This window comes from Methylocystis iwaonis, assembly GCF_027925385.1.
GTDB classification, from domain to species: Bacteria; Pseudomonadota; Alphaproteobacteria; order Rhizobiales; family Beijerinckiaceae; genus Methylocystis; species Methylocystis iwaonis.
Map to the genome: position 1 here is coordinate 3371129 of NZ_AP027142.1, position 11769 is coordinate 3382897.

The following is an 11769-nucleotide window of genomic DNA, read 5'->3' on the forward strand; positions in this document are numbered from 1 at the left end:
TTGCTTATTATATCTACCAACTATGTATATTTGTAACTGCCGGTCAAGCTGGCAATCGCATTCGCGCCCGATCTCGCCGCCAGACTGCGCCCAATATCGCCTGATGTTGCAAAACGGCAACAAAACGCACACAAAACAAAATCGGCCGCGATCTCGTGAGAGATCGCGGCCTTGTCGCCACGTAGGAGAACGCGAGGGGACCTACGCGGCTATTCCATCGTTCGTGACTATGGATAAAGTTCAGAAAGCGGCGATATCGACCTGCGCCCCGGGCACAAAGCGCAGGCCGAACGCGAAAGCGGCGACGATCGCGACGAACAGGAGAAAGGCGACCGCGCCGCGAGAAGATCGCAGCGTTTCCTCGGCCGGCACGAATTCACTGGGTTTGCTTCCCGTCACCATGGCGCGGATGATCGGCTCCCGCGCAACGACGACATGCGCGAGCACTGCGGCGACATGCACGAAGACCGCCGCGAGAATGAGGTAAAAGAGCTTGCGATGAAGCGAGGTCAGCAGGAGGCTTGCGTCCTTGCTGACAAGAGGGGCAAGCGGCCCCGCATTGAATATCTCATCGTCGCCGAAGAGCCCGAAAGCCGCCTGCGCGCCGAGCGCCGCCAGCAGCGCGATCACCATCAATGCGCCGAGCGGGTTGTGCCCAACATAGCGTGTATGTCGACCGCGTCCAACCGCGCTCACATAATGCAACACGCTGCGCGGCCCTTTTAAAAAACTGGCGAAACGCGCATGCCGCGCCCCGACGAAGCCCCAGACGATGCGGAAAGTCACGAGGACGATAACCGCATAGCCGAAAAACAAATGCAGCGAGAAATAGGCCGCGCCGAGCTTGTTGGACGCATAGGCTCCGGCGAATGCGGCGACGAGGCTCCAATGGAAGAACCGTGTCGGCCAATCCCAGACCTTGCGATAAGTCCTCGTCTCACTGTACGACGTCGCAGAAGAGAGACGGTCATTCTCGATGGTGGTCATATCGGCCTCGTCACCGTTTTAGTCTTATTTCGCCTTGGTTATTTCGCCTTGTAGGTCTCGTGGCAGCCCTTGCAGTCACCCGCCAGAGCCGCGACGGCCGCTTTGAAAGCGTCGGTCGCGCCCTTTTCTTTGGCGTTGACCTCGACGAGCGCCTGGGCGTGCGCCTGGAAATCTTTCAGCTTCTTGTCGAAATCGGCGCGATTGCTCCAGACGTCGGCCTTGGCCTTGGATTCGGGCTCGCCGGGGTTCGAGCCTTCGGGAAAGGCGTCTTCGACAATCGTCGACAAAAAGGCGATTCTCGACGCGCGCTTTGTCGCCTCCGCTTCGTCATACGGGGCGGTCCCCTTCGAAACAGCGCCGAAATAGCGAAAGTAATTGCCGATCAGCAGGAAACCGGCCTTGCGGTTCTCGACGGCCTGCTTACCAGGCGCGGGCGCGTTCTGCGCCTGAGCGCCAGCCACAATAGCGACGCTCGCGAGGGCAACGGCGGCGGCAATCATGAGAGGCCCGGCGCGGTGTGATAGACGAGACATATGCAACGAACTCCATTTGCGATGAGTAATAGTGGTGGAAACAGCCGGCTTACGGCTTGTGCTCTTCACGCCATTTGCGAACGAACTCGAGCGTGCTCTCGACATGCCGGCTCGGGTTGGAGTCGGTCAGTGAGAAAGCGACTTTTCCGTCCGGCAGGATCACATAAGAGATGCGGTCGGCAACCGTATCCCCCGAGGCGCTCGGCTTGAGCCGCTTGGCGTCATAGGCGTTGATCACCTTGAAGGCTGGATCGGCGGCAACAGGAAATTTGTCGCGGCACTCTTTCGTCGAGAATTCGCGCTGCGTCTCGATCGTGTCGCTCGATACGCCGATGAGGGATGCGCCCGCCGCAGCAAAACTGTCATAGCTTTCGGCGAATTCATGCGCCTCGATCGTGCAGCCGCGCGTAAACGATTTCGGATAGAAGTAGAGGACGACGGGGCCCTTCTTCAAAGCCTCCGTGAGGGAGAAGTTGAAATCCTTGCCGCCGATCGCCGCTTGCGCGGCGAAGTCCGGCGCTGCGTCGCCGGGCTTCAACGCGGCTTGCGCCGCGCTGGCCGACAAAGCGAGGAACAGCGAAATGATGACGCGCGTGATGTTCATCGCGACGGACCTTTTCTATTTCGCCTGTTGAGCAGGAGCCGCGGCAGCCGTTTGCGCGGCGCTAGGCGCGGCGGCGCTCTGCGCAGGCGGCGCGATCTTCAACAGGGAACCGCCCTCGTCTTCATAATCGCGCACGCCGATGGCGCCGACGACACGGAATCCATAAGACGAGAGCAGATCACCGACAGCGCCGGCGCGATGCGCGCGATTTGAAACGACGACGATCAGCCGATCCCGGGGGATATAGGCGAGACTATTCTGCACCTCTTTCGTCTGAATGCTGAGATAGACAGGAAAGCCCCCCACTTTCGTGAGCTCGTCGGGCCGCCGCACATCGAGAACGAGCAGCTCACCGGGACGCGCCGCGAGCGCATCGAAAGCCGCGCGATTGAGGCGAAGCGTCTTATAGGTATAGGCCGGGTCATTTGCCGGCGTGACAGGCGCCGGATTCGTCGCCGCGGGCGCCGCCGCTGCGGGCGCAGCCGGATTGTCGGCGGCGAAGGCCGTCGTGGCGGCGAGAAAAGAGACGAGGAACAAGAGCGGTGTCTTCATGGCGTGTATCCTTTGGGAACTGTGTCAGCCGCGCAGATGGGCGTTGAAGAAATCGATGGTGCGCCCCCATGCGAGCTTCGCCGCAGCCTCGTCGTAGCGAGGCGTGGTGTCATTGTTGAAGCCATGCTGTACGCCGGGATAGACGTGCGCTTCATAGGAGATCTTCGCGTCCTTGAGCGCCGCCTCATAGGCCGGCCAGCCTGCATTGATGCGATCGTCATTGCCGGCGTAATGGAGCAGCAGAGGCGCCTTGATGTTCTTGACGTCCTCGGCCTTCGGCTGTCCGCCGTAAAACGGCACGGACGCCGCCAGATCCGGAACTTTGGTCGCCAGGAAATTGGAGACGCCGCCGCCGTAGCAGAAGCCCACGACGCCAACCTTGCCATTGCCGTCCGGCAGCGCCTTCAGCGCCGAAACCGCCGCGACGAAATCCTTGCGTGTTTTTTCCTGATCGAGCTTTTGGAAAAGTTCGCGCGCTTTGTCTTCATCGCCAGGGTAGCCGCCGAGCGGCGCCAGCGCGTCCGGCGCAAAGGCGATGAAATTGGCGAGCGCCAGGCGGCGCGCAATATCTTCGATGTGCGGATTGAGGCCGCGGTTCTCATGGACGACGAGAACGACAGGCAGCTTCCCGCTGACATTCGCCGGCTTTACGAGATAGCCCTTCACCACGCTATTGCCGTCCGGCGACGGATATTCGACTATCCGCCCGACAATACGCGCATCGTCTTTCTTGACCTGTTCGGCCTCGGCGAAGCGCGGATTCAAGGCGTCGAGCATCGCGGCCGCGCCGGCGGCGCCGAGCCCGAGCTTGCCGACGCGATCGAGGAAGCCCCGCCGGTCGATGTCGCCGTGGACATAGAGATCGAAAGACTTCAGCACAGCGGGACTGAAATCCTTTGCCGTCTTGCGAGTCATGTTCTTCCCTTTGGCGTTGGATTGAAGGCCTAGCGCGCGAGACGCGGCTTGTAGATGTCGTGGCAGGATTTGCAGAGATCGGGCGCGCCGCGCGCGGCCGACGCCGCCGCATCGAAGTCGTTGCTGTCGACGCTCGCCAATACGGCGCTGATGAGCTTCACGCCCTTGCGCGAGATTTCGACGGCGTCGTCGGCGCCCTTCTTGGCGAAATAGTCTTCTGTATATTTGAAGCCGTCGAGCAGCACCTGCGCATCTTCCTTCGCCGCATCCGCATTCTTCGCGGTGATGTCGGGCTCGAAATATTTGACGGTCTTATCGAGGTCCCGCATGAGATCATTGTCGTAGTCACGCAGATCGATCGCTGCGATGACGGGCGCGCTCACGAGAACCGCGGCGAATGCAATCAGGAAGTCGACACGCAGTAGCTTGAGAAACTCGATCATTTGGTCACCGTGATTTTCCCTTGCATCCCCGAGTGCACGCCGCAGTAATAAACCGCTTCGCCGGGCGCCGAGAGCACGACGCCGAAGCTCTCGCCCTCGTCGAGCTGCTCCTTGGAGCGAAAGGTCTCGCCATTCGGCCCTTCGAGGACAATCGAATGGGGAATTTGGTCGTTGTTAGTGAATTCGATCCTCTCTCCAACTTTCACGCTGAGAGCCGGCGGACCGAATGCATAGTGTTCGATGACGATCTTTGCCGGCGCGCTTTGCGCCCCTGCTGTGGAAGGACTGGCGGAGACCGCCAGTCCAAAGAGGAGAAAGAAAGATCCGCGACCAAGCTGCATGAAGCGGCGCCTAGGCGAGGATGTCTTTGACGACCTTGCCATAGACGACGGTCGGACGTTCGGCGCGGCCGGCGCGCAAATAGATCGTCTTCAGGTGATCCAGGCCGAGAAGCTGGAGGACCGTCGCATGGACGTCGTAGGTGTCCACCGGATTTTCGACGGTCTTCAAGCCGATCTCGTCGGTCTGACCATAGGTGAGACCGTGCTTCAGACCGCCGCCGGCGAGCCATTGCGTATAGCCCCATGGATTATGGTCACGGCCGTCGCCACTCTGGCCGTAAGAGGTGCGGCCGAATTCCGAGGTCCAGATGACGAGCGTCTGATCCAGCAGGCCGCGCGCCTCGAGATCGGCGAGGAGAGCGCCGATCGGCTTGTCCACCGCTTTGACATGCATGCTGTGGTTCTTTTCGAGCTGGCGATGCGCGTCCCAGTTAGAGTCGTCGCCGACGCCGGAACCTTCGATGGGGCCCGAAACAACCTGGATGAAGCGAACGCCGCGCTCGACGAGGCGACGCGCGCGCAGCAGCACGGTGCCGTAGTCCTTCGTGGCGTCTTCATTGAGGCCATAAGCCGCTTTGGTGGCCTCGGTTTCCTTGGAGAGATCGACAGCCTCCGGCGCCGTCGCCTCCATGCGATAGGCGAGATCATAGGAGCGCGTGCGCGCCTCGAGTTCGGTGTCCTCCGGATGCGCTGCGCCGCGCAGATCGTTGAGCTGCTTCAAGAGGTCGAGGCTCTCGCGCTGCTGCTGCAAGCCGATGAGATCCGGCGGCGCCTGATGCAGGATCGGCTGCGCGCCGGGACGGAAGGCCGTGCCCTGATAGACAGCCGGAAGGAATCCGGAACTCCAGTTCACCGAGCCCGCGCGCGGCTCGCGCTTGCCGCTGTAGAGCACGACATAGGGCGGAAGATCGGGATTGGCGGAGCCAAGCGCATAAGTGACCCAGGCGCCGAGCGACGGGCGGCCCGGCGAGAGGTCGCCGGTGTTGAGCTTCAGGATCGAAATATCATGCGTGGCGCCGACGGTGACGCTCGATTTGATGAAGGTGAGCTTATCGGCGTGCTGCGCGATGTTTGGAACCCAATCGGAGAACCAGGCGCCGCTCTGGCCATATTGCTTCCAGGTGCGGTTGGTGGCGAAGAGCTTGCCGACGCCGCCCTGGGTCGAGGTCTTGATGCCCTTGAGGAAGGATTCCGGCACCTCCTGCCCGGCGAGGCGCACGAGCTCGGGCTTATAGTCGAAGAGATCGAGCGTCGAGGGCGCGCCATCCATGTGAAGCCAGATCACCGACTTCACTTTCGGCTCGAAATGCGGGGCCTTGGGGGCCAGCGGATCGACGAAGCCGGCGGCGTTGGCCGCTGGAGCGCCGAACCAGCCGCCCCCCGGCATCATGCCGCTGACGGCGTAGCCGCCGAGACCGTAAGCGGCGCCGCGCAACCAGTCGCGACGAGAGGTCTTGATCAACATGACGAATGTTCCTTTCGAAGGATCAGAAGCGATAGACGAAGTCGTTGGAGTTCATGACCGTGTGCACGAGATCGACGAAGGCCGAGGCGCGCAGCGGATCGGAAGGCTTTTCCTTGGCGCCGATCGGCAAAGCGATGGCGAGCTTTCCGTCTTCGGCCTTTTGCGCGATCGTCTTCTGGTGCTGATCGAGGAAGGCGCGCAGCGCTTCCTTCTCGGCGTCGGTCGCTTTGCGCGAGAAGAGGATTTGATACAGGCGGTCGATGCGCGCCGTCTCATCCGGACCGGCTTCATTGATCACGCGGCCGGCGAGCGCCTGCGACCACTGGAAGAACTGATCGCTGTTGTAGAGCGTCAGCGCTTGCAGCGGCGTCGTCGTCACGTCGCGCTTGCTGTGAATCTGCTGCGCATTCGCCATGTCGAAGGTTTCGAGCAGCGGATAGGGCAGACTGCGGCGCGTGAAGATGTAGAGGCTACGGCGCGCATGGTCCTTCGGGTCTTTCGACGTCGTCCAGGCCGGGTCCGCGTTGAAGTTGTTGCCGCCGCTCACATTGGCGGGAAGCGGCGGGAAGACGCTCGGGCCGCCGATTTCTTCATTGAGCTTACCCGACGCGACGAGAACAGAGTCGCGAATCTCTTCGGCCTCGAGACGCTTGCGCGGGAAGACGGCGAGGAGCTTGTTCTCCGGATCGGCCTTGGCGATATCCTCGCGGAAATCGGAGGATTGGCGATAGGTCGACGAGAGCAGAATGTCGCGATGGAGCTTTTTGACGCTCCAACCGTCCTTCACGAAATGATCGGCAAGGTAATCCAGCAGCTCCGGATTGGTCGGCTTGTCGCCAGCCTTGCCGAAATCGGAGACCGTGCCGACAATGCCCTTGCCGAAATATTGGTTCCAGACGCGATTGACGAAGACGCGCGCGGTGAGCGGATTCGTCGCGCTCGCCAGCCAGCTCGCCAGAGCCGTGCGACGGCCCGACGATGTCGCCGTCGGCTTGATGTCGGGCTTCTCGCCGGTGATCGCCTCGGGGAAAGCGGGCTGGACTTCTTCCAGAGGCTTCTCGTGATTGCCGCCGAACAGGACATAGGTTGGCGGCGCGTCCGGATGGCCGAGCTCCGTCGCCGTCGTGAAGGTGTTGGCGCCGCGCGCGGGCTTTTTATCGGCGAATTTTTGCAGCTCACGCTGGAGCTTCTGATACTCCTCGTATTTCTGCACCGCCTCTGGGCTGTGCTCGGGCGCCGATTTATCCTCGGCGGCGTAACGCAGATAGGCGGCGAGCTGCGGCCGGTCTGTCACCGCGTCGAGACGATGATTGACCCAGCGATCGAGCGCGTTCCACTGGTCCTTCGGCTTGAAGATGGATTCGCGGCTGTCGGTGAGGTAGCGCTCTTTGTGATATTTGAGCGCGGCTTCGTAAACGCCATCGATAATGGCTTTCTGCTTGGCCCGAATATCCTTCGTGGCCTCGTCGTAAATCGCCTGCGCCTTTTCATAGGCGAGCTCCTGCTCGCCTTTCTTCGCGGGCGCCTTCTCCTGGAAGGCGGTATTGGCGAAGAATGCCTGCAGCGAGAAATAATCTCTCTGGGTGAACTTGTCGCTCTTGTGATTGTGGCAGCGGGCGCAGCTCACCGTCGTGCCGAGAACGGCCTGGCCGATCGTATCGACGATGTCCGTGGTGATCTGATATTTGCGCTGCACGAGGTCGCGCGAATTGCTGTTGTCGGGATATCCCGCGAGAAAGCCGGTTGCGACGAGGACGTCCTGATCGTTCGGGGCAATCTCGTCGCCGGCAATCTGCTCCTGAATGAAACGCGAATAAGGCTTGTCCTCATTGAACGCCTTGATGACATAGTCGCGGTAGCGGAAGAGATTGGGCCTCGTATTGTCGTTCTGGAAGCCGGTCGAATCCGCATAGCGCGCGAGATCGAGCCACAGGCGCGCCTGACGCTCGCCGTAACGCGGCGAGGCGAGAAGGCGGTCGACAAGCTTCTCATAGGCGTCTGACGCGGTGTCGTTCACAAAGGCGTCGACCTCCTCCGGCGCCGGGACAATGCCCCAGGCGTCGAGCGTGGCGCGCCGGATGAAGGTGGCGCGGTCGGCGTCCTTGGAGGGCGCGAGGCTCTTGCCTTCGATCTTCGCGAGCACAAAGGCGTCGAGGGGCGAGCGCACCCACTCCTTCTGCTTCACGACAGGAACGAATTGCGCCTGGACGGGCAGCCACGACCAATGCGGCTTAGATGAGGGGCTTGCGGCCTTCGGAGCTTCGGGCGCCGCCGCGGCGGAATCATTGGGCTTCACCTCCGCCGCCACGGCAAGCGCGGCGAGGGAGACGCTCATGAGCATCGCAAGGTAGGCTTTCTTCGCAGTTTTCTTCATTTCTTCTGCCTCGATCCAATGGCTCTCTGCGGATTCGCTTTTGGGATAGGCGTGTCCCGAATGAGCGAAAGCTAGCCTACCTAAACTATGAAGTCTACCTATATTGTATGTTTTAAATCCAGATTTTTTGGCGCGGCGGACCTGGCGGTTGACGGCTAGCCTTCGGGTTTCGCTATAGCAATTGAGAGGCCCCCTGCCCCCGAGGGCGAAGGGAGCACACATTTCGAGGACCGTCATGGGAAAGCTTGTCCCGGCGACCCACGCCCCCCGGGCGCAGCTCAACGAGACGCGTTATCGCTATGGATAAAGCTCGGTACAGGCTTTGCGGTCACGCCGACCTATGACCGGCATTCGCCGTTGTTTGCGTGGCGTGAGCGGCCGGGAAAAGCCCGGCCATGACGAGGGCGGCGACATGAAGATATGTGCATGCGAGCAGCCCTTGCGGGGCCGGCCCAAACTGATCGAATTGTCTCAAAGCGCCCCGTCTGGAGGGCAAAATTCATAGGACATGACTAGATAAAGCGTCGCAGGCGCGTCGCCGAGGTTCCGATACAGGTGCGGCACATCGGCCAGGAAATCGATGGCGTCGCCCTCCTGCAGAATTTGCGGGCTCTCACGGCCGACGACGATTTCGATCGCCCCCTTGGCGACGACCAGATTCTCTTTGGTGCCGGGCGCATGCGCCTCGACATGCTGGCTATGGTGGGGCGCGAGCGTGATCTCGTAGAACTCCGCGCTACGGAGCCCGTCATAAGGAAAGAGAGGACGCGTGCTGAAATTTCCGTCCTGCGACGTGACGCTCTGACGCGAGTCGCTGCGCAAAACCAGGACGCCGCGGCGCCCCGCCGAGGCGACGAGACGGCCGAAGGGAACCCCCAGCGCATTGGCGATGCGCCAGAGATGGTTGATCGTCGGCGCCACCGCCCCCGCCTCGATCCGCAAAAGCTCGGAAGGATCTATGCCGGTCAGTTGCGCAAGCCTCTTGAAGGAACGGCCCTCGAGCGTGACGAGTTGCTTCAATCGATCGGCGACAAGCGCGGCAAGGGCGCTTTCCGCTGCGGCCTCGCGCTTCTGACCATGCTTGTTCATGTCTATAGACCCTATCATCTAACCATTTATGTCTCCAACTCAGCCGTGGTCAAGGAGTTTTGTTGATTAGGCAAAAAGGGATGGGTATGCCTACCCATCTGGCGCGATATGCGTGCGATCTGCGCCGCGGTCTTGACTGAGTAAAATGCATAATCCTAGTATGAATATGCCTGCCGACCCGGCGGCCTCAGTTTGGAGCTGAATTTATGAGGTTTCTTGCCACTTTCGCCGCCGTCGCGACGCTTGGCGCTTCTCTTGGCGCGCCGTTCGCTTTGCCGGCGCGCGCCGAGCTTCTCTCGCTCAAGGCGCTGTCAGCGCCCATCGCCTTGAGCATCGCTCAAACCGCCTATGACGCCTGCCTGCAGCAGGGCTATCATGTGTCGGTGACTGTCGTTGGTCTCGAAGGCCAACCGCTGATCTCGCTTCGTGGCGACAGCACCTCGCCTCACACGATCGAGAATAGCCTCCGCAAGGCCTATACCTCGCGCACCTTCCGCATCCCCTCCGGCGAATTTGCGCAGCGCGTGAAGGACAATCCGACCTCGGGGCAGGTGCATCTCGCCAATATCGTCGCCGCCCAGGGCGCGCTGCCGATCAAGACCGGCGACACGGTGATCGGCGCCGTCGGCGTCTCCGGCGCGCCCGGCGGAGAGAAGGACGAAGCCTGCGCGAAAGCGGCGATCGACAAGGTAGCGGATCAGCTCAAGTAAACATCTGCGAGAAAAGAGAGGCCGCGAATACGCGCGGCCTCCATAGGCAATTTGCCCGACGTCATACCGCGAGCGCCAAAAGCGCGCCGCTCATATTGCACTCATCCTGATTGCTGATCTAATGGCCGCTCCCTTGGGCCCCGATCACGCAATCGAACATGAGCGATGTGAGAATCCTTCTCGTCGACGACCATCCTGTTGTTCGGGAGGGCTATCGCCGTCTCCTGGAGCGCCACGCAGGCTTCTCGGTGGTCGCGGAGGCCGAAGACGCCGTTGCGGCCTATCGCCTTTATCGCGAGACCTCGCCTGATGTCGTCATCATGGATCTATCGCTCCCGGGCGCCGGAGGCATAGAGGCGGTGCGCCATATCCGGCAATGGGACAAGCAGGCGCGCATCCTCGTTTTCACCATGCATAGCGCCGCAGCCTTCGCGCTCAAGGCTTTCGAAGCAGGCGCCGCTGGCTATATCACCAAGAGCAGCGACGCCGCGGAGCTGCTGCGGGCCGTGTCGACCGTGGCCCATGGCGGGCGCGCCCTCAGCGACGACATTGCGCGCGAAATCGCCGCCGAACGCCTCGGCGAGGGCCGTTCGCTCGCCGACGAGCTCGGCCCGCGCGAGACGGAAATATTGCGTCTTGTGGCGTCGGGGCGAACGAGCGACGAGATCGCCGCGCTGCTCAACCTCAGTTGCAAGACGGTTCAGAATTATCACTACCAAATCAAATCCAAGATCGGCGCGAAGACGGACGCCCATCTGGTTTGGCTCGCCATCGGCGCAGGACTCGTCGGTGACGCCGACGTGACGTGATCTCCAGGAATTTTGCCCGGCAGGCGGCGGGAAAAGCGCCGAGGCCTTCGGTCCGGACCCTCTCCTAAAATAGCCGCGCAGACGCAAAGTCTGCGAGACGACTTCAGGAGACGCCTATGCGCAGCCGCGCCTTCAATATGGCCGCACCCGCCTGCCTGCTCGCCTTCGGGCTGTTTTTATTTCAGCCGTCGGCGAGCGTCGCGGAAACCACGCGCCCGATCAAGCTTGCCGTATTCGATATGGAGCTGGACGATTTCAGCGCCGGCGGCCCGCTCGCGGGCGAGAGCCCCGCTGAGACCGAGCGGCTCCAGCGCATGAATCGCCTGGTGCGCGACTTATTGGCCCGCTCCGGCCTGTTCGAGATCGTCGACGCAAGCAACTCCAGTCACCCGATGGCCAAGGATCACTGGCTGCGAAAGTGCAACGGATGCGAGGCTGACGCCGCCCGCGAACTCGGGGCCGACATGTCCTTCATGGGCTTCTTCCGCAAGATCAGCGTCATGGAGCAAAATCTGGAGTTTCGTATCCGCGACGCCAAAACCGGCGCGCTCGTCAATGTCTCGCAAACTGACCTGCGCAACGAAACCGACGAATCCTGGAGCCGGGCGCTGAAATTTCTGATCCGCTACAGTCTGGTGGAGCCGGAACTCGCCAATAGGAAGAACGAGCGCTGACCAGCATCGGTGCCGAATGGCTGTCGTCTTACAGCACGATCCTTGAAAGGATGGTGCCCAGGAGAGGACTCGAACCTCCACGGCTTTCACCACTGGTACCTGAAACCAGCGCGTCTACCAATTCCGCCACCTGGGCACGTGGGACGCTCTCTTAGGGGCGCCGCATGGCGTCTGTCAATGTGGCTCTGTGGGAAAATGCGCCTTCGAACGGAAAAAGAGCGCCAGCGGGGCGGCCAAAGCCTCGCGGCGCATTTCCTTCCCCACCGAATTTCG

At 61.4% G+C, this 11769-nt stretch carries 13 protein-coding genes and 1 tRNA gene; 3 read left to right on the forward strand and 11 right to left on the reverse strand.

Going from position 1 to position 11769, the window contains the following annotated elements:
• Positions 1-240: 240 nt before the first annotated feature.
• From QMG84_RS15995 to QMG84_RS16040, 10 genes are all read right to left on the reverse strand, one after another.
• On the reverse strand, positions 241-987 hold the full coding sequence (locus QMG84_RS15995; RefSeq protein ID WP_281929130.1) for a cytochrome b/b6 domain-containing protein: 747 nt from the start codon (positions 985-987) through the stop codon (positions 241-243).
• A gap of 38 nt (positions 988-1025) precedes the next feature.
• Positions 1026-1520 carry a c-type cytochrome gene (locus tag QMG84_RS16000; protein WP_281929132.1) on the reverse strand — a complete coding sequence of 165 codons (495 nt, stop codon included), beginning with the start codon at positions 1518-1520 and terminating at the stop codon, positions 1026-1028.
• 49 nt (positions 1521-1569) lie between these two features.
• On the reverse strand, positions 1570-2124 hold the full coding sequence (locus QMG84_RS16005) for a peroxiredoxin (protein WP_281929134.1): 555 nt from the start codon (positions 2122-2124) through the stop codon (positions 1570-1572).
• A gap of 15 nt (positions 2125-2139) precedes the next feature.
• Positions 2140-2676, reverse strand: coding sequence for a rhodanese-like domain-containing protein (locus QMG84_RS16010; RefSeq protein WP_281929135.1), 537 nt, complete (start codon positions 2674-2676; stop codon positions 2140-2142).
• Positions 2677-2700: 24 nt separating this feature from the next.
• Positions 2701-3591, reverse strand: coding sequence for a dienelactone hydrolase family protein (locus QMG84_RS16015; protein WP_281929137.1), 891 nt, complete (start codon positions 3589-3591; stop codon positions 2701-2703).
• Between the two features lie 29 nt (positions 3592-3620).
• Entirely contained in the window at positions 3621-4034 is a 414-nt protein-coding gene (locus tag QMG84_RS16020; protein ID WP_281929138.1) for a hypothetical protein, read from the reverse strand.
• Complete coding sequence (locus QMG84_RS16025) at positions 4031-4375, reverse strand: cupredoxin domain-containing protein (RefSeq protein ID WP_281929139.1); 345 nt, start codon at positions 4373-4375, stop codon at positions 4031-4033. Before QMG84_RS16025 ends, QMG84_RS16020 begins: the two co-directional genes overlap by 4 nt.
• 10 nt (positions 4376-4385) lie before the next feature.
• Positions 4386-5840 carry a DUF1501 domain-containing protein gene (locus QMG84_RS16030; RefSeq protein ID WP_281929140.1) on the reverse strand — a complete coding sequence of 485 codons (1455 nt, stop codon included), beginning with the start codon at positions 5838-5840 and terminating at the stop codon, positions 4386-4388.
• Between the two features lie 22 nt (positions 5841-5862).
• Positions 5863-8214 carry a DUF1549 and DUF1553 domain-containing protein gene (locus QMG84_RS16035; protein WP_281929141.1) on the reverse strand — a complete coding sequence of 784 codons (2352 nt, stop codon included), beginning with the start codon at positions 8212-8214 and terminating at the stop codon, positions 5863-5865.
• Between the two features lie 471 nt (positions 8215-8685).
• Positions 8686-9303, reverse strand: coding sequence for a helix-turn-helix domain-containing protein (locus QMG84_RS16040; protein ID WP_202071405.1), 618 nt, complete (start codon positions 9301-9303; stop codon positions 8686-8688).
• 206 nt (positions 9304-9509) lie between these two features.
• Between QMG84_RS16040 and QMG84_RS16045 the strand changes: the two genes are divergently transcribed.
• From QMG84_RS16045 to QMG84_RS16055, 3 genes are all read left to right on the forward strand, one after another.
• Positions 9510-10013 (forward strand): GlcG/HbpS family heme-binding protein, encoded by a 504-nt coding sequence (locus QMG84_RS16045; protein WP_202071404.1) that lies wholly within the window; start codon positions 9510-9512, stop codon positions 10011-10013.
• A 158-nt stretch (positions 10014-10171) separates the two neighbouring features.
• Complete coding sequence (locus tag QMG84_RS16050) at positions 10172-10822, forward strand: response regulator (RefSeq protein ID WP_202071403.1); 651 nt, start codon at positions 10172-10174, stop codon at positions 10820-10822.
• A gap of 116 nt (positions 10823-10938) precedes the next feature.
• Positions 10939-11496: a DUF3280 domain-containing protein gene (locus QMG84_RS16055; protein WP_281929143.1), complete on the forward strand. Its 558-nt coding sequence runs from the start codon at positions 10939-10941 to the stop codon at positions 11494-11496.
• 51 nt (positions 11497-11547) lie between these two features.
• On the opposite strand, the gene QMG84_RS16060 is transcribed toward QMG84_RS16055, so the two are convergent.
• Positions 11548-11632, reverse strand: a tRNA-Leu gene (locus QMG84_RS16060).
• Positions 11633-11769: the final 137 nt, after the last annotated feature.

Excerpts from the sequence above, each read along its gene's own strand:
- QMG84_RS15995 (WP_281929130.1), bottom strand. The coding sequence starts at position 987 with ATGACCACCATCGAGAATGACCGTCTCTCTTCTGCGACGTCGTACAGT.
- QMG84_RS16000 (WP_281929132.1), bottom strand. The coding sequence starts at position 1,520 with ATGTCTCGTCTATCACACCGCGCCGGGCCTCTCATGATTGCCGCCGCC.
- QMG84_RS16005 (WP_281929134.1), bottom strand. The coding sequence starts at position 2,124 with ATGAACATCACGCGCGTCATCATTTCGCTGTTCCTCGCTTTGTCGGCC.
- QMG84_RS16010 (WP_281929135.1), bottom strand. The coding sequence starts at position 2,676 with ATGAAGACACCGCTCTTGTTCCTCGTCTCTTTTCTCGCCGCCACGACG.
- QMG84_RS16015 (WP_281929137.1), bottom strand. The coding sequence starts at position 3,591 with ATGACTCGCAAGACGGCAAAGGATTTCAGTCCCGCTGTGCTGAAGTCT.
- QMG84_RS16020 (WP_281929138.1), bottom strand. The coding sequence starts at position 4,034 with ATGATCGAGTTTCTCAAGCTACTGCGTGTCGACTTCCTGATTGCATTC.
- QMG84_RS16025 (WP_281929139.1), bottom strand. The coding sequence starts at position 4,375 with ATGCAGCTTGGTCGCGGATCTTTCTTTCTCCTCTTTGGACTGGCGGTC.
- QMG84_RS16030 (WP_281929140.1), bottom strand. The coding sequence starts at position 5,840 with ATGTTGATCAAGACCTCTCGTCGCGACTGGTTGCGCGGCGCCGCTTAC.
- QMG84_RS16035 (WP_281929141.1), bottom strand. The coding sequence starts at position 8,214 with ATGAAGAAAACTGCGAAGAAAGCCTACCTTGCGATGCTCATGAGCGTC.
- QMG84_RS16040 (WP_202071405.1), bottom strand. The coding sequence starts at position 9,303 with ATGAACAAGCATGGTCAGAAGCGCGAGGCCGCAGCGGAAAGCGCCCTT.
- QMG84_RS16045 (WP_202071404.1), top strand. The coding sequence starts at position 9,510 with ATGAGGTTTCTTGCCACTTTCGCCGCCGTCGCGACGCTTGGCGCTTCT.
- QMG84_RS16050 (WP_202071403.1), top strand. The coding sequence starts at position 10,172 with ATGAGCGATGTGAGAATCCTTCTCGTCGACGACCATCCTGTTGTTCGG.
- QMG84_RS16055 (WP_281929143.1), top strand. The coding sequence starts at position 10,939 with ATGCGCAGCCGCGCCTTCAATATGGCCGCACCCGCCTGCCTGCTCGCC.